The 16,257-nt window shown below is 70.7% G+C and carries 14 protein-coding genes; 5 read left to right on the forward strand and 9 right to left on the reverse strand.

The genetic code is table 11. From position 1 onward, the window contains the following. Window positions 1-12: 12 nt before the first annotated feature. The 3 genes from JOD54_RS17485 to JOD54_RS17495 form a co-directional block, all read right to left on the reverse strand. Window positions 13-1,749, reverse strand: a complete 1,737-nt coding sequence (locus JOD54_RS17485; protein ID WP_204451554.1) for an outer membrane protein assembly factor BamB family protein — start codon at window positions 1,747-1,749, stop codon at window positions 13-15. Then, window positions 1,746-2,648: a hypothetical protein gene (locus tag JOD54_RS17490; protein WP_204451555.1), complete on the reverse strand. Its 903-nt coding sequence runs from the start codon at window positions 2,646-2,648 to the stop codon at window positions 1,746-1,748. Before JOD54_RS17490 ends, JOD54_RS17485 begins: the two co-directional genes overlap by 4 nt. An 88-nt stretch (window positions 2,649-2,736) precedes the next feature. Next, window positions 2,737-3,132 carry a RidA family protein gene (locus JOD54_RS17495; RefSeq protein WP_204456341.1) on the reverse strand — a complete coding sequence of 132 codons (396 nt, stop codon included), beginning with the start codon at window positions 3,130-3,132 and terminating at the stop codon, window positions 2,737-2,739. Between the two features lie 89 nt (window positions 3,133-3,221). On the opposite strand from JOD54_RS17495, the gene JOD54_RS17500 reads away from it, so the two are divergent. Continuing rightward, complete coding sequence (locus JOD54_RS17500) at window positions 3,222-4,190, forward strand: helix-turn-helix transcriptional regulator (protein WP_204451556.1); 969 nt, start codon at window positions 3,222-3,224, stop codon at window positions 4,188-4,190. Between the two features lie 78 nt (window positions 4,191-4,268). Here JOD54_RS17500 and JOD54_RS17505 read toward each other — a convergent pair whose 3' ends face one another. After that, on the reverse strand, window positions 4,269-5,384 hold the full coding sequence (locus JOD54_RS17505; protein WP_204451557.1) for an epoxide hydrolase family protein: 1,116 nt from the start codon (window positions 5,382-5,384) through the stop codon (window positions 4,269-4,271). A gap of 53 nt (window positions 5,385-5,437) precedes the next feature. On the opposite strand from JOD54_RS17505, the gene JOD54_RS17510 reads away from it, so the two are divergent. After that, window positions 5,438-6,382, forward strand: coding sequence for a helix-turn-helix transcriptional regulator (locus JOD54_RS17510; protein ID WP_204451558.1), 945 nt, complete (start codon window positions 5,438-5,440; stop codon window positions 6,380-6,382). A 1,026-nt stretch (window positions 6,383-7,408) separates the two neighbouring features. Here the strand turns inward: JOD54_RS17510 and JOD54_RS17515 are convergent. Together JOD54_RS17515 and JOD54_RS17520 are read right to left on the reverse strand one after the other, a co-directional pair. Beyond that, the gene (locus tag JOD54_RS17515) at window positions 7,409-8,038 is read right to left on the reverse strand and encodes a chymotrypsin family serine protease (protein ID WP_204451559.1); all 630 of its coding nucleotides are present in this window, start codon (window positions 8,036-8,038) and stop codon (window positions 7,409-7,411) included. A gap of 129 nt (window positions 8,039-8,167) precedes the next feature. Beyond that, a complete protein-coding gene (locus tag JOD54_RS17520; RefSeq protein ID WP_504739768.1) occupies window positions 8,168-9,013 on the reverse strand; it encodes a DUF72 domain-containing protein in 846 nt (281 codons plus the stop codon). A 99-nt stretch (window positions 9,014-9,112) separates the two neighbouring features. Between JOD54_RS17520 and JOD54_RS17525 the strand changes: the two genes are divergently transcribed. Beyond that, window positions 9,113-9,634, forward strand: a complete 522-nt coding sequence (locus tag JOD54_RS17525; RefSeq protein WP_204451561.1) for a hypothetical protein — start codon at window positions 9,113-9,115, stop codon at window positions 9,632-9,634. 29 nt (window positions 9,635-9,663) lie between these two features. On the opposite strand, the gene JOD54_RS17530 is transcribed toward JOD54_RS17525, so the two are convergent. Together JOD54_RS17530 and JOD54_RS17535 are read right to left on the reverse strand one after the other, a co-directional pair. Continuing rightward, window positions 9,664-10,527: an aminoglycoside phosphotransferase family protein gene (locus JOD54_RS17530; RefSeq protein WP_204451562.1), complete on the reverse strand. Its 864-nt coding sequence runs from the start codon at window positions 10,525-10,527 to the stop codon at window positions 9,664-9,666. Between the two features lie 19 nt (window positions 10,528-10,546). Beyond that, window positions 10,547-11,959: an alpha/beta hydrolase family protein gene (locus JOD54_RS17535; protein WP_307860140.1), complete on the reverse strand. Its 1,413-nt coding sequence runs from the start codon at window positions 11,957-11,959 to the stop codon at window positions 10,547-10,549. Window positions 11,960-12,172: 213 nt separating this feature from the next. On the opposite strand from JOD54_RS17535, the gene JOD54_RS17540 reads away from it, so the two are divergent. Continuing rightward, window positions 12,173-13,270: a sensor histidine kinase gene (locus JOD54_RS17540; RefSeq protein WP_204451563.1), complete on the forward strand. Its 1,098-nt coding sequence runs from the start codon at window positions 12,173-12,175 to the stop codon at window positions 13,268-13,270. Continuing rightward, window positions 13,267-13,929, forward strand: coding sequence for a response regulator transcription factor (locus JOD54_RS17545; RefSeq protein WP_204451564.1), 663 nt, complete (start codon window positions 13,267-13,269; stop codon window positions 13,927-13,929). Before JOD54_RS17540 ends, JOD54_RS17545 begins: the two co-directional genes overlap by 4 nt. Window positions 13,930-14,025: 96 nt before the next feature. Here the strand turns inward: JOD54_RS17545 and JOD54_RS17550 are convergent, their stop codons facing one another. Then, the gene (locus tag JOD54_RS17550; RefSeq protein ID WP_204451565.1) at window positions 14,026-16,098 is read right to left on the reverse strand and encodes a DUF8189 domain-containing protein; all 2,073 of its coding nucleotides are present in this window, start codon (window positions 16,096-16,098) and stop codon (window positions 14,026-14,028) included. Between the last annotated feature and the right edge of the window lie 159 nt (window positions 16,099-16,257).

Consider the following 16,257-nt stretch of genomic DNA (forward strand, 5'->3'; position numbering starts at 1 on the left):
CTCGTGGGCGGTTCAGCGGTAGCCCAACGCCTGGAGCTCGGCGGTGACGGCCTTGGCCAGTTGGACCGCGGGGACAGCCGGGTCCCAGGAGTAGGCGCTGACGATGACGGTTCCGGTGTGGAGGGTGATGGAGTCCTCGCCGTTGCCCCGCATCGCCCAGGTGCCGATGTCGGGCACCAGGGGTTTCGGCTCGACGTCGGCGTTCAGGCCCGCGGACGCCAGGTGCGCGCTGGTGGCCAAGGCGGCCGCGTCCTGGGGGTCCGCCGCCGTCCAGTCGACGGTGATCATCGCGGGGACCGAGCCGTCCAGGTCGGTGTAGGAGCAGTGGATCGGGTGGGGGAGCGGTTGTGACAGGAGTGTTCCCGGTGTGCCGACGGGTTTCGGCGGACGGCCTGGCCACCACTGTTCGAGCTGCTCGGCGGGCAACAGCTCGCACGGGTCGGGCCACCGGTCGATCGGCGCGGCGGCGTTGGTGTGCTCGATGGCGCCGCCAGCGGTGAGGGGGACCGCGTTCAGGACGTTCCCGGTGAGGGCGAGCAGGGTGCCGTCGGCGACGGCGAACCACTCGCCCAGGCCGGTCACCGTGAGCGGGGTGGACCGGATCGTGCCGGTGGCGGGGTCGATGCTGTCCACCACGACGGGCAGCAGGTTCGCCCACAGGAAGAGCCCGTCCGGGGTGCCACCCGGCGAAGAGCGGTAACCGAGGACGGCGTCACCCGATGCCGTCATGGCCCGGTAACCGTTGCGCCGGAGGTTGTTCGTCGGGAGATCACCGCTGGGCCGGGGCAGCGACCACCGCACGCCCCCGCCGCGCAGGTCGATCCCGAGGAGCGGGTCGTCGGTGCCCGCCATCCCCGACACCACCACCGTGTCACCGACCACGGCCATCACCGGCTGTTCGGGGGGCAAGTGCCCGGTGTAGACCACGCGGCCGTCGGCCGCGAGCACGGTTCCCGGGCCGAACTGCGTGACGACCAGGACGCCGTGGTCCATCAGCAGGTATCCCGGCTGTTCCGGCGGGATCGGCGTTGCCCACTTCGGTTCGCCGGTGCGCGGGTCGAACCCGAACACCACCCGACCCTGCGCGCACCGGGCGACCACCGCGGCCAGGGTGTCGTCGGCCACCACCAGCGGGAGGTCCTCCAGGGTGAGGTCGCTGACCGTGACGAGGCACCCGCTGAACCCCGCGAAATCCAACTCCGCGAGGGAAGTGCTCCACGCGATCGCCCCGGTGCGGGCCTCGACGCCCACCAACTCGGAGTCACCGTTGTCGTCGTACCACGGCGTGATCACGATCCCCGCGCTCGCGGCGAGGTGTACCGGCGGGCCTTCGACGGCGAAGTAGTCCAGTGACGGCAGCAGTTCCTCGCGGTCGATGTCCCACAGCCGCCCGCCGGTCGCCGCGTCGAGCCCGATGGTCTGCCAGTCCGCCTCGACGTCGAGTTCGGTCACCTTGGTCGCGTCCACCGCGACCGTGACCGCACGGCCGGTCACCGCCCAGCTGACGACGTTCATCCCCTCCGGCGACTCGAACCGCCACATCGTCCGACCGGTCTTGGCCTCGACTGCGGTCACACCGCCCTGCGACCCGGCGAACACCGTGCCGTCGACGAGCGCGTACCCGTTGCCCGGCACCTTGGTCCGCCACGCCAGCCCTGGTGTCGGTGGTGGCTTGGGCGCCTCGGACGGTGCGGGGGTGTCGGCGGTGCACCCGGCCACCAGCAAGAGGCAGGCGAGCACTGTCCTCATCGGACGCACACGTCGGTGGGCAGGGTGCCGCACGGGTGCCACCCCCCACCCGCCGGGAAGTTCGGCAGGAACACGGTTCCGTAGCGGCCGTCGACCGGTTTCCCGGTGACCTGGAACGGCACGCCGCCCTCCGCGGAGACGGTCAACCGGCCTGCTGTGCCGTCGCCGTCGATGTAGTCGACCACGATCCGAAACGAGTAGGACGCGAGCTTGCCGAAGAACGTCACCGAGAACTGCTGGTTCTCGCCCTTGGCCAACTCGACGCGGTGCTCGGAGAACCACCGCGTGTCCGGCTTCGCCGGATCCCGCACGATCAACCGGGGGTCGTCGAGGCCTGCGCTGAGGTCGATCGCGGTCTTCTCGTTGCCGGGCGGGGGGTAGACCAGCAGCGTGCCCGCCAGCGGTGGCCGCCGCTGCGTGATATCCGGCTTGACGTCGGTGATCTGCACCGGCGTGGACCTGTTGCCTTTGACCAAGAACGACACCGTGGTCTGGCCAACCGGGACGTACCGGGTGTCCGACGGCACGTGGTACCCCGGGTCGCTGGTGTCCAGGAGTCCGTCGTACTCCGCACCCGGACCGAGTGGCTCGGGCAGCGCGTACTCCAACCCGCCGACCGCGGTCGCCGTGCCCACCTGCGCCACGGGCTCGCCGGGTTCCGGTGGTGTGGGTGCGGTGATCTCCAGGAGGAACCAGCCCGCCGCGACGACCAGCACCACCACGGCCGCGATGACCGCACTCCTGGGCGGCCGCCACGGCGCGTGGTGGTGATGGGTGTTCTCGAACGTGGCCGTGTGCGCCTGCACCAAGAGTCCGTTGACCACTGACGACTCGACCGCGTTGGCCACCTCAGCCGCGCGGTCGTCCCCGTCCGCCGCGCGGCGCTCACGGATCCCCATGGCCGCCCCCCGATCCCAGGAACAGCCAACGGTATCGACCCCTGGCGCCCTTGCCTACCGGTCCACCCCGATGGAGGAACTCCGCGCGCTACGCGACGGCGGTGCCCTCGAGTTCGACCATCAGGCTGGGGACCGCCAGCCGGGTCACCCCGAGCATCGAGGACGGAGGCGCGACCCCGGCCGCACCCAGCCTCGCCGTGAACCCGCCGTAGTGACGCAACAGCAGGTCGACGTCGGTCGTGTAGACGGTGAGCCGGACGAGGTTCGCGAGCGTCATGTCCGCCGCCGCGAGGACGGCCTCCAGGTTGTCGAGCGCGAGCGCCAACTGCGCGGCCATGTCACCTTCGTGTTCGGGCCGACCGTCGGCGTTCACCGCGGTCTGCCCGGAGCAGTACAGGGTCCTCGTCTGTCCGGAGACGACTTCGCCCTGGTTGAACCCCAATTCGATCGACCACGTCACCGGGTTGATGGTCGTGCGCTCCACTGCCATGCCAGCTCCTCTCGGGTTGTGGTCAGCAGTCTCCTGGGTCAATCACGACATCCTGTGTCATGTATTTCGGGTAGAGTTCGACCGTGCGAGCCGACCGGTTGGTGGCGATCGTGCTGCTGCTGCGCCAGCACGGTCGGCTGTCCGCGACCGCCTTGGCGCGGGAACTGGAGGTCTCCACCCGCACTGTGCTGCGCGACATCGAGGCGCTCTCGGCGGCGGGCGTGCCGGTCTACGCCGAACGGGGCCGCACCGGCGGGTTCGCCCTGCTGCCCGGCTTCCAGACCGAACTCACCGGCCTCAACCACGACGAAGCACTGGCCCTGCTCGTCGCCGGGTCCCGCCGCGGCGCCCAGGCGTTCGGCCTCGGCACGGCACTCGCCTCGGCGATGCGCAAGGTCGTCGACGCCCTCCCCGAGTCCTACCGCGCCACCGCCGCGGGCGCGGTCCAGCGGTTGCTGATCGACCCCGAGACCGACCTGCTCGGCCGCAAACCGGCCCCCGAGGAGATCCCCACCGCCGTCCTCGCCGAAATCCGCCGCGCCGTCTTCGCGGGCCACAAACTCCGCCTCCACTACGCGGCGGCCGGTCAACCCCCGAAGTGGCGCACGGTCGACCCGATCGGCCTGGTCACCGTGCGGGGCCAGGGCTACCTCCTGGCCACGAGAGCAGGCGCCGACCGCACCTACCGCCTCTCCCGCGTCCTGGCCGCCGAGGAACTCGCCGAACCCGCCCAACGCCCACCCCAGGTCAACCTCGACCGGGCCTGGCAAGACCGGAGCACCCGCTTCCGCGCAGGCGGCGACCAAGTCCCCGTCCTGCTCCGGCTGCACCCCGACCACCGCGAAACCCTGCTCAACACCGCCCTGGCGGCGACATCCGAATCCACCGAACCCAACGGCTGGCTGCGGCTGGAGGTGACCTTCCAAGACCCCAGACACGCGGAGTGGGCCCTGTGGCAGTTGGGACCGAACGCGGAAGCCCTGTCCCCGCCGTGGCTGCGCACCACCCTGCACAACCGCGCCACCACCATCGCGGCCAGGTACGAGCCCTAGAACCGCGAGCCTCGGCGTTCTCGACCACCAGGTGGGTGCGGCCGAGGTAGCCGGGCCACCTCGGCCGCGGGCGCGCACCTAGCGCCGCGTGGCGAAGAACGCGCGGATGTCGGCGGCCACCAGTTCGGGGACTTCCAGGGCCGCGAAGTGACCGCCCTGGTTGAAGCGGCTCCAGTGGGTGATGGCGGTGTTGTCGCGTTCGGCGAAGACCCTGATGGTCTGGAAGTCGTCGCGGAAGACGGCCACTCCGGTCGGGCTGTTGTTGACCGCCGTGGACTCGGGCGCGTTCGCGTTCTCGTAGTACGAGCGCGCCATTCCCGCGGCCGCGTTGGTGAACCAGGCCACGGAAACCTCCAGCAGCACCGTTTCCAGCGGGACGAGTGACGTGCCGTTGCCGAAGGAGTGGAACAGCTCGCTGTAGGCGAGGAGGCCGACGGGGGAGTCGCTCAGCCCCGCGGCGATGGTCTGGGGGCGGCTGGCGTTCATCGTGTTGTAGCCGCCGACCTTCTGGAACCACTGCATGTGCTCCAGGCTCGCGTAGTCCTGCGGCTCCAGGCGCTCGAACTCGGCCGGGTCGCCGGAGGGGAAGGAGAACAGCTGCAGCACGTGCAGGCCCAGGAACCCGGCGGGGGCGAGCAGGCCCAGCTCCCTCGCGATGATCGCGCCCTGGTCGGACCCGTGCGCGCCGTAGCTGTCGTACCCGAGGCGGCGCATCAGGGCGTCGTAGGCGGGGGCGGTGCGGGCGGAGGTCCACCCGGCCTCGGTGACCGGCGTGGAGAACCCGAACCCGGGCGCGTCCGGGATCACCAGGTGGAACGCCTGCTCACCCGCCGCGGGGTGGACGAGCTGGTCGATCATGTCCAGGTAGTCCACCGACGACCCCGGGTAGGTGTGCAGGAGCAGCAGCGGGACCGCGTCGGCGCGCGGCGACTCGACGTGGATGAAGTGGATCGGCTGCCCCTCGATGTCGGTGATGAAGTGCGGGTGCGAGTTGATCCGCTCCTCGGCGGCCCGCCAGTCGAACACCCGCCACGCGACGACGGCCTGGCGCAGGTAGTGGTTCGGCGTGCCGGTGGCCCAGTCGTCCCCGGGCGCGGGCTGGGGCAGCCGGGTCCTGGCCAGGCGGTCGGCCAGGTCGTCCAGGTCGGCCTGGGGGATCTCGACGCGGAAGGGGCGGATGCTCGTGTTCGTCATGACCACAACGCTAGAGTGCATATAGGAACGTTTACTTCCTAATGGAGGAGCCCGTGGCCGACACCCCAGCCCGGTTGCTCACCCTGCTCTCGCTGCTCCAGTCCCGACCGGTGTGGAGCGGCACGGAGCTGGCCGAGCGCCTCGGCGTCACCACCCGGACCGTCCGCACCGACATCGAGCGGTTGCGGGCGCTGGACTACCCCGTCCACGCCACCCGGGGCGCCCTCGGCGGGTACCGGCTCGGCGCGGGCGGGAAGCTGCCCCCGCTGCTGCTCGACGACGAGGAAGCGGTCGCCGTGGCCATCGGGCTGCGCGCTGGACGCGGCATCGCGGGGATCGAGGCCGCCAGCTCCCGCGCCCTGGCCAAGCTCGAACAGGTCCTGCCCCCGCGCCTGCGGCCCGCCGTCGAGGCCGTGTCGTCGGCCATCGAGCACGCGCCCGAGAACACCGCCACCGACGCGCCGGACCCGGAGGTCGACCCGGACACGTTGCGGGCTGTCGCGACCGCGATCCACAGCACCGAACAGCTCCGCTTCGACTACGACGACGCTGCGCGCCTGGTCGAGCCCTATCGACTGCTGTCCTGGCAACGCCGCTGGTACCTCGTCGCCCGCGACCCCGCCACCGGCGAGTGGGACGTATACCGGGCCGACCGCCTCACCCCGCGCATGCGCACCCACCGCCGCTTCACCCCCACCCCCATCGAGGACGGCGACTACACCGCCTTCGCCATGCGCCGCATAGCCTCCAGCGGCTGGAACGTCCACGCCCGCCTCCGCGTCAACGCCCCGGCCGAAACCGTCCTCTCCCGCATCAACCCCGCCGTCGGCGCCGTGGAATCCCTTGACCCCACCACATCCGTCCTCGTCACCGGCGCCGACACCCTGGAAACCGTCGCCGTCTTCATCGGCCTACTAGGCATGGACTTCACCGTCGAGTCCCCGGCTGAATTGCGCCCCCTCCTGCGCGTCCTGGCCGACCGCTACGCCCGCGCGTGATCAATGGGAATGTCCATTGTGGGCAGTATGAGGGTTGACGGGTGTTCCGGAGATGTCGAAGCGGCAACCGCGCGCTGGAAGCCGTCATGACGTCCTCACCTCGACCAGCGTGGTCCTCGAATCCGATGTGGAGGCTGTCGGCCCGGTGGGGCCACCATCCGGATCCGGTCCTCACTTGAGCACACCGCCCTCGTCCTGCGCCCTTGCGACGTGGACACAAAGGCCGCTCCACCAACCTGTCCTTGGCCCCGGCTGCCCGTCCCAGTTCTCCTGATGATCAACCCGCTTCGGTGGTCACAGCATCCGGCCGGTGTGCTGGAGGGTCAGCGTTCGTACTGGTCGAGCTCGCGAATCAACCTCTTCCGATCCTGCCGAGCCGTTCGTCTCGCATGCTCAGCCGCTGATTCGCCCTGTCGGACATTGTGGGCCGCGCTCGCGCAGCGTGAGCACCACTCGCGCGCGAGGACTTCGTCGGCGACTAGCGGCTCGCCATACAGGTAGATCGCGACCGGGCCGATGAACCTGTCGGAGGCCAACGCCGAGTCGAAGTGGCTGGCGACAGCCTGGCACCCGAACGGGCTGCCCCAGTGCTTGACCGATCCTTGCCCGCCGGACGAGTGCACGACGGAGTAGGACGGCGCCTGCACGCAGTAGAGCTCTGGCTCTCCGTGGACATCGGGCGCGATGAAGTGCTGGCCCGGTGCGGAGTGCCGACACCGCTGACAGGTCCACCTCTCGGTGATGGACATGGCCAGAGTCGCCGCACTCGCCAACTCGTCGTCGTCCGGGCGGTCGGGCGTGTCGAAGGTATGACCGGGAGCCGCCAACCAGCAGTCAGCCGGTGATCGGTACCTGGAATAGTCGCGGTTGCGCAGCCAAGCGGAGTGTTGGGGCGACCACTTGACGCGTCGCCCCGCTCCGGCTCGGTGGTGGAGAACAACGGCGTAGAGAGTCGAGAAGGCGTCGAACACCTCTCGGTTCGTTGCTGTCACAGAGCCAGTATCCCGGTGCCGTGTGACGCCCGGATCACCACTCCACGTTGGCGAAGGGGGTGAACCAGCCGACGCGTTTGCCGTCGACGGTGGCGACGCCGCCGTGGAGGCCGTAGCAGAGGGCGCCGTCCTGGAGGGCGGACAGGACGGGGCCGCCGCTGTCGCCGACGGCGGTGGGTTGGGTGTAGTCCACGACGACAACGTTGTGGACGAGTTCGCCGGTTGTGCCGTCGCGGACGTCGGCTGACTTGTGCAGGACCTTGCCGGTCACCGCGCCGGTGTTGGCGCCCTGCAGCACGACCGCCGCGCCGATGTCGGGCAGGCCGGGCTTGTCGAACTTCACCGTGATGGTGGTGTTCTCGTCGACCCACACCGCGCCCACCTTCGCGGGCACCCCGACCGATCCGCTGATCACCGCCAGGTCCGCGCCGTCGCTGAGCAGGTTGGTCTGGACGACGCCCGCGATCGAGGTCAACGTGGGCTGGCCGACGAGGTCGCCCTCGGCGCCGACGGCGTGCCCGGCGGTCACGAACCGGAACAGCGGCCCATTGGCGTCGATGACGAGCCCCAACGTCGCCGAGGCGAGCCGGTCGGTGCCCCGCCTGCCCTCGACGCGGATACCGCCGACCAACGGCCGGATCTGCTTGTTCCCCGCTGCGGGCATCTGTTGCCTCCCAAGACCGTGCTCACGCCGACCCCGCAGAGCTACCACCCGCCCGCTGCCGACCACCAGCCGTTCCGCCGAGGTGCGCGGCAAATCGACCGGTTCACGCCGACCCCCTAACGCCCGGATTCAGAACAGGGTCGCGGGCTCCACCGGTTCGGGTTCGGGTAGCGCCTCGAGCTCGGGCACGAGCGCCCGTACGTCGTCGTGGAACCGGCGCGCGAGTGCGGGCGCCTCGTCGTTGTCGGGCGTGTGCAGGAACACCGTCGGCGACCGGCCCTCGCGCAGCCACCCGGCGACCACCTCCGCCCACGGCCCCCACCCCTCGACGGTCTCCGCGACCGAGTCCCGCCCCAGGTACCGCACAACCGGCCGATCGGTCAGCGCCCGCGTCCGCCGCGGCAGCCGGGGCTTCTTGCCCCAAGCGTCCTGCTCGGCCTCGCTGGTGGGCGGCCGCCCGAAGAACACCGTGGTGTCGAACGGCACCCACTCGGCCCGCACCCGATCCAGAACACCCTCCAACCCCACGGCGGCGTCGGCGAAGAACTCGGGGTGCCGCACCTCCACCGCGCGCCTGCGATCGGCCGGGAGCCTGCGCAAGAACCGCTCCAGGGTGTCGGTGTCGTTGGGCCCGAACGAACTGGGCAACTGGGTCCACAGAACAGCCCGCTCCCCAAGGGGTTCGATCGCGTCCAGGAACGCCCGCATCTCGGTCTCGACCCCGACCAACCGGCGTTCGTGCGTGACCACCTTGGGCACCTTGACCACGAACCGGAAATCAGCCCCGGTCTGCCCAGCCCAACCCTCAACCGTCTTCCGCGCGGGCGTCGCATAAAAGGTCGTGTTCCCCTCGACCGCGTTGCACCACCCCGCATACCCCCGCAACCGCTCCTTGGCAGGCAAAGACGCGGGCACAAACCGCCCCGCCCACGCCTTGTGCGTCCACATCGCACACCCAACATGAAGCCGCACCACCGCGCCACCAACTCCCTGGACTCAGAGTCAAGATAGCTGCTGGACGCTGTCGCACCACTGCGGGTACGGAGTGTCAGACCTGGCCGGCAGACTGGGCTCGTGACGGTGCTGTTCGAGGATGACGTGTACGTGCACTACGGGCAGTTCTCCGTGTTGAGCCAGCCGGAGCTCAACATCGATGGGGAGGTGCGCGCCGGGCAGGTCAACGGTCTGTGCGGCGCCGCTGTGCCCGGTTCCCTGTTCCTCGTCACCGGTTTGCACACCGGCGAGGTCAGGCTCACCGTCGAGCTCCACGACCGCCCAGTGCCGCTCGCCGACGAGTGGGAGGAGGTCGTCGAGGTCTCCTTCCGGCCTGAGACCGGGTCGGTGCGGCTCGTGCAGTGGGCCGGGGAGGCGAGTTGGCCGCTGGCCTTGGCCGAGGTCGACTACCGGGTGCGGTACTGCGCGACCGGCATGGATGCCGCGAGTGATCAGGACAGCCGGTTCGACGACGAGCCGAGGTTCGACCGGTACCTGCTGCAGTTCTGGCCCGCTCCACCTGCCCCGGACGCGGTCCTGCGGCAGACGAGCGACAGCGCGGCCTACTGGAACGCCCACGCCAAGACCCTCCCGCCGCCGTAGGGGTAGATCTGAGCCGTGGTCGACTCCTTTCACTCCCTCGTCAAGATCTCATCGAGCACCCGACGTGGGCCCGCCGCGTCCGTGTTGTTGGCGTAAGAAACCAGTGTCTTCCACAGTGCCCAGCCGCGACCGCGGGACCACAGCTCATCGTCGACTCCTAGCCGCTCCCGGAAGATGTCGCGGCTCGAGGTTGTCAGCAGTGTCCACGCGATCGCCAGGTCGCACGCGGGATCCCCGACGCCGCAGGTGCCGAAGTCGATGACGGCGTGGAGTTGGCCGTTGTTGAGCAGGAGGTTGGCTTCTGCCAGGTCGCCGTGGAACCAGAGGTCGGTGCCGTCCCAGCGGGAGTTCACCGCGTGTTCCCAGATCTCCAACACCAACTCGTCGTCGACGAGCCCGCGGAGGTCGTCGAGCGCGCCACGCAACACCGTGTCGTAGGTGCGAAGTGTCCCGCCCCGAAACCAGTTGTGGATTCCCGGTTGCGGCCCCGCGGAGGCGTCGATGCGCTGCAATGCAATGAGAAACTCGGCTAGCTCATCCGCGAGGCCGATCTGGTCAACGGCCCCGAAGCTCGCGGCCTCGCCCTCGATCCACTCGTACACCGACCACGAGAACGGGTAACCCACCCCCGGTTCGCCCTTCGCGAGCGGCACCGGAATCGGCAGGGGCAGCGACTGGGCCAACACCGGCAGCCACTGGTGCTCCTTGTCGACGGCCAGGGCGTACTCCCGCGCACTGGGCAGCCGGAGCACCATCGTGTCACCGAGTCGGAAGGTCCGGTTGTCCCAACCGCCCCTCGCCACCGGTGTGATCGGCAGCGAAGCCCACCGCGGGAACTGGTCGGCGACAAGTCGCTCGACCTGCCCCACGTCGACGGGGATACGTTGCGGCACTGGGCCGAGGTCCAAGGGATCATCGTCCTTCAGCGTGGAACACGGTCAGCTCACCGTAGCGCGACAGGGTGCCTGCGAGGTCCCCGGATCCGCCGCGCAGAGCCGAATCCAGGAACGCGAGAGAGGCCCCTGCGACAACCCGTGCGCTTTCGACGCGGCCCAGAGAGCCGACGATCGAGGGCACCGGTGGCAGGTACAGCGGCCCGTCCATGAAGGTGAGGTGTGCCGCGCCCGGGATGGTGAGGCGGTAGTTGGTCGCGGACCCGTGGGTGAGGACCTCGGTGAGTTGGGGCAGGTAGCGCGGGTCGGTGTCCGGGGTGATGGCCTGGGTGAGGGCGAGTGTCGGCTGGCTGAGTTCGGGTGTCAGCGAACCTCGGGGGTAGCCGTCGAGGTCGATGACGGCGTCGATGCGGGGGTCTTTCCTGGCCGCCTGTAGTGCGGCGGCGCCGCCCATGGAGTGGCCGGTCGCGGCGACCCGGCTGGTGTCCAGGTGGCCTTCCAGCGGGTCGAGGCCCTCCAGCCTGGTCAGCGCGAAGCTGAGGTCGGCGGCGCGGATGGCGGTCCAGTCGTCGGCCAGTCGGTCGTCCTGGTCGCGGTCGCCGGTGGAGGCGGTCGCGGTGGTGATGGTCCGGCCGTCGGCGAGGACGACGGCGGCGGAGTCGTACGGGTGGTCGAGCGCGGCGACGACGTAGCCGTGGCTGGCGAGTTCCTCCGCCCACGCGGTGTTCTGGGTCCGCACCCCGCTCGACCCCGGCGAGAACAGCACGACCGGGTACCGCCCGTCCGCCGCCGGGGCGTCGACGATCGCGTGGGTGCGGGCGCGCGGCACACCGTCGAACAGGAACCCCGGCAGGCCGACGCCGCCCGCGAGCGCCTCGGAGACGGTCCGTGCCTCGTCCTCGGTGCGTCCGAGGTACTGGGCCCGCGGCCCCGACGAGCCGTTCCGCGCCGGGTACCAGAGCTGGACCACGACCGTCCGCCGGTCCTGCGGGTCCTCGGTGAAGGTCTCCGGGCGGTCCTGGTCGGTCCACTGCAGCACCCGGGTGCCGACCGCGTGGTCACCGGTGAGCTCGGGGAAAACGGGAACGGGGAGGGCCCACGCAGCCACCGGACCCACGACGATCAGGCAGGCGCAGGCCACCGATCCCGGCAGCGCCAGCCACCAACGGGCCCGCCGCGCACGGCCCCGCACCAGGGGCAAGAACGCGAACGGCGCCGCGACAATCGCGCCCGCCAGCACCGGCAGCATCTGCCAGCGGAACCCCGTCACGAGAAGCAAGATCGTGGACAGCAGGAACACCGCCCCAGCCGCGATGGTGACGCGTGGGCGAGCAGCGGCGGGCAGCCAGCGCGCCACCACCAGCACAACGGCACTGAGCAAGGTCAGGATTTCCAGTGGGGACATGTTCAGCCCCGTGATTGTCTCGGTCACCAGGCAATGTTCGGCACCGGGCACATGCGGTCACATCGCTCCCCGGACGCGACCACCGTGCCGCCTCCAGTGGCAATCGGACCCCCGGATTCGGCGGCTGCACTACGACCACGGGAGGTACCGGGACTCCTACCGTGGTCGCAATCCGACCCGCCTCCGTCAGACGGCGGGCTCATGTGCGCGGACGCGCCGTCGACCTACCATCGCCATGTGATGACCGAGCGGCACTGGGCGTCCCGGCTGCCGAAGGCGGTGTGGGACTGGCTGCTGGCCGCGCTCCTCCTGGTGAACGTCCTGACCATGTGGCCACCCGCGGAGTGGCCGGTGGCCGCAGGGCTGACCGCCGCACTCGCACTGCCCTTGGTGTGGCGGCGCAGGGCCCCGCTCGCGGTGTTCGCCGCCATATCGACTGCGGCTTTCGTCCAGTTGCTTGTGGACATTCAACTGCCCGCAGACGTCGCGCTGCTGGTTGCCCTCTACACGGTCGCCGCGAACTCGAGCAGGCGCGTCACGCTCGTCGCCGTCACCGTCGTGGAGATCGGGGCTGTCGTCGCCTGCCTGCGCTGGGCGACCGACGGCGCCTTCCTGACCCCGCTCGCCGCGCTCACCGCGATGGTCGTCGCCGCGGCCGTCCTCGGCGTGAACGACCGGACCACGCGCGCCTACCTGGAAGCCCTGGGCGAACGGGCCGTCGCCGAGGAACGGGCCCGGATCACCAGGGAGATGCACGACATCGTCACCCACAACCTGTCCGTCATGGTCGCGCTCACCGACGCCGCCGTCCTCGCGCAGCCGAGGTCGCCGGACAGAGCCACCACCGCGATGCTGCAGGTCGCCGAAACCGGCAGGCAAGCGCTGACCGACATGCGGCGCTCACTCGGCATCCTGCGTACCGACGAACCGGACGCGGCGCGTCACCCGCTGCCCGGTATCGCACAACTCGAGTCCCTCGCGGGCCAGATGTGCGCCGCAGGGCTGCCCACCGGCCTCGACATCGACGGGAGCCACGCGCACATACCCGCGACCGCGCAACTGACCGTCTACCGCCTGGTGCAGGAAGCCTTGACCAACACCTTCAAGCACACGCCCCCAGGCACACGCGCGACCGTCCGGATCGAGTGCGCCGCCGAGACCGTCACGGTCGACGTCACCGACACCGGCCCGCCCGCGTCCCAGCTCACTTCCGCGGGCCACGGCATCACCGGCATGCGCGAGCGTTCGGCGGGCTACGGTGCGACCCTGCTCGCCGGACCGCTCCCCGGCGGCGGCTGGGGAGTGCGCACCCGTCTCGTCCTCGGCGGTGCGGCATGACGATCCGCGTCCTGATCGCCGACGACGAGGCCCTGCTGCGCATGGCGTTCAGCATGATCCTCGAGGCCCAACCGGACCTGACCCCCATCGCCGAAGCCGAGGACGGCGCCACCGCCGTCCGCCTCACCACCGAGCTGCGCCCCGACGTGGTGCTGATGGACGTCCGCATGCCCGGAACCGACGGGATCGAGGCGACCCGGCAGATCATCCGGACCTGCCCGCGGACCAAGGTGCTGATCCTCACCACCTTCGACCTGGACGAGTACGCCTTCGCGGGCCTCAAGGCCGGAGCCTCGGGTTTCCTGCTGAAGAACGCCCGACCCGAGGACCTGCTCACCGCGATCCGCACCGTCGCCGAGGGCGACGCGGTGGTCTCCCCGCGCGTCACCCACCGCCTCTTGGAGAAGCTCCGCCCCCACATCCCCGACGCCACCACCACCGCCCGCGACGAGCGGCTGAGCGCGCTCAGCGCCCGGGAACGGCAGGTGCTCGTCCAAGTGGCTTCGGGCCTGTCCAACGCCGAGATCGCCACCACCCTGCGCCTGGCCGAGGCGACGGTGAAGTCCCACCTGGGCCGGATCCTGCACAAACTCGACCTCCGCGACCGGATCCAGGCCGTGATCTTCGCCTACGAGACCCGCCTCGTGCACCCCGCGTGACGCCCAAGGGCGCCCCGCACCCCGTCGGGACAGCCGGGGTGCGGGGCGCCCGCTTCAGGACGCCGGGATCACCCGGTCGTCAGGCGCGCGGATCGTTCAGGGACCTTGGACCTCCCGGTAGCGGCTCAGCGGCGAACCACCGCTGCACCGGGTTTGGTTGCGCACCACCAGGTACCCCGCGTCGGTCAGGGCGAAGGAGAACACGCAGCCGTCGCGGTCGACGGCCGCGGCGGGCTGGTCGACGTGCACCGAGCCGACATCGGACCACGAGGTGGCGTAGCCCGCGTTCGGGCCGGTCTGCCTGGTCGTGCTCTGGCCGGTTCCCGCGTTCCCGGTGAAGACCAGGATGCGCGAGTCGGTGACCGCCGCGGAACCCGCCCACGGACCGGGCGCGTCGCTGGCGGCCACGGCGCCCACGCCCCCGTGGCCGCCGATCTGCTCGCCGCGCGGGCTGAACGACTCGTCGGAGCGCTGCCACGTGTGGCCGACCAGGCCCGCGTAGTCGTTGCTGGAGTTGGTGGCCAGCCGGTAGAACACGTCGAGCCTGCCGTCCTTGTTGTGCACCACCGTGGGCGGACCGGCGGGCTCGAACCCGGCCAGCTTCGGCTGCGCGGTGTAGCCCTGGCCCGGTGCGGCGCGCCAGTGCCGGATGCCGCCGACCCCGTTGTCGATGGAGTACGCGAACACGTTGACGCCGTTGGTCCGGTCGACCCCGAGCGCGACCGGGTCCTGCACGCCCGGCCCACCGCCGAGGTCGGCCCAGGTGGTGGGCCACGTGCCGTTGGCCACCCGCTGGGTGATCAGGCTGACCCCGCCGCCACCGTTCTTCACCGCCACGCGCAGCAGCCCGTCCGGGCCCAGCACCGCGACCGGGGCACCGACCTGGGCCTCGTTGTTCGACCCGGAGTTCGGGTTGCCCAGCGACGCCCACTGGCTGGAGAACACGTCGTTGACCCGCACCTGCCAGGTGGTGACGATCTCGCGGGTGTCGGCGCGGCGGGCGAACACCTGGAGCCTGCCGTCGGCGTTGCGGCCGACGGTCAAGCCGGGCACCAGCGGCCACGGGGTGGTCAGCACCTGCCCCCGGCCGAACTCGCCGTCGGCGCGCTGGTACCAGGTGACCAGGCGACCGCTGAGCACGGCGAACGCCTCCAACCTGCCGTCCGCGTTCGCCCCGACCCAGGTGGTGCCGGTCGGGTACCGGTGGTACATGCGCTTGGTCCAGCCCAGGTAGGTCGAGCTGGTGTCGGAGGTGTAGAGGTCCCAGCCGTCGTAGGCGAAGTAGGTGGCCGCTTTCTGGTCGCGGCCGCCGTCGGGCCGGTCGGCGAGCCCGGTCAGGTTCTGCTGCCCGTCTGAGATGTTGTAGTCGCGGTAGTTGACCAGGTCGACCGCCGCGCTGCCCGTCCCGTCCGTGTGCTCCCTGGCCGCCTCGTCGGCGAAGCGGGCGGTGCGGATGTGGTCGGCGTGGTCCTCGGCGTACCTGAGGTCGGGCTCCGGGTCCTGGGCCCGGATGACCGTCGGGCGGTAGTGGTCGAACAGGCCGCGCAGCACGTCGACCAGCCGGTCGTGGTCGTAGGTGTAGCGCGGCGCGTGGGTGCCCCAGGTCAGCACGGTGTTCGCGGTGCCGGTGCGCTCCCACAGGTGGACCAGGCTGCCCTCGCCCTGCGGGGCGACGTCGGGGTGGCCGTCGGCGTTCTCCGGCAGGTTGAGGAACACCAGAGCCAGGTCGGGCCTGCCGCGCAGGGTGTACTCGTCGACGGTGACCGGACCGTCGCCGGTGTCGACCGACACGGTGCCGTGGTCCCACACGTCGGCGCGGCCCGCCATCAGCGCGTACCCGGCCATCGCGCCCCGCTGCCTGCAGTAGGCGTACTCCTCCCGGACCAGGTCGTGGCCCGCCTTGCAGGTGTCGCGGTCGGGCAGCGGGCCGACGTCGCCGGGGCCGTGGGTGTTCTCGCCCGCGGTGACGAAGATGGTCTTGACCGGTCGCCCGACCCGGATCGAGTTGTGCAGGTCGGGGTTCATGAACAGGATGTCGTCGTCCTGGTGCGCGACGACGTGGACGATCACCGGCGCCGGTCCGGCCACGGCTGCGGGTGTTCCGGCCGCGGGCACGGTCGCCAGCGCCACCCCCACCACGGCGACAGCGGCCGTGATTCTCTTCCTCATCAACATTCCTCCACGGTGTGGTGCGGTCGGACCCGCACGTTTCCCCCATCGGAGAGGCCATCCGCACTTCGCGTGCGGCCCCCGGATCAAGTGCAGCACGCGATCACGCCGGGGGACACGAAGAACGACCGGCAGGAACCGGAGCACCGGTTCTCCTGC

It is taken from the genome of Actinokineospora baliensis, assembly GCF_016907695.1.
Classification (GTDB): Bacteria; Actinomycetota; Actinomycetes; order Mycobacteriales; family Pseudonocardiaceae; genus Actinokineospora; species Actinokineospora baliensis.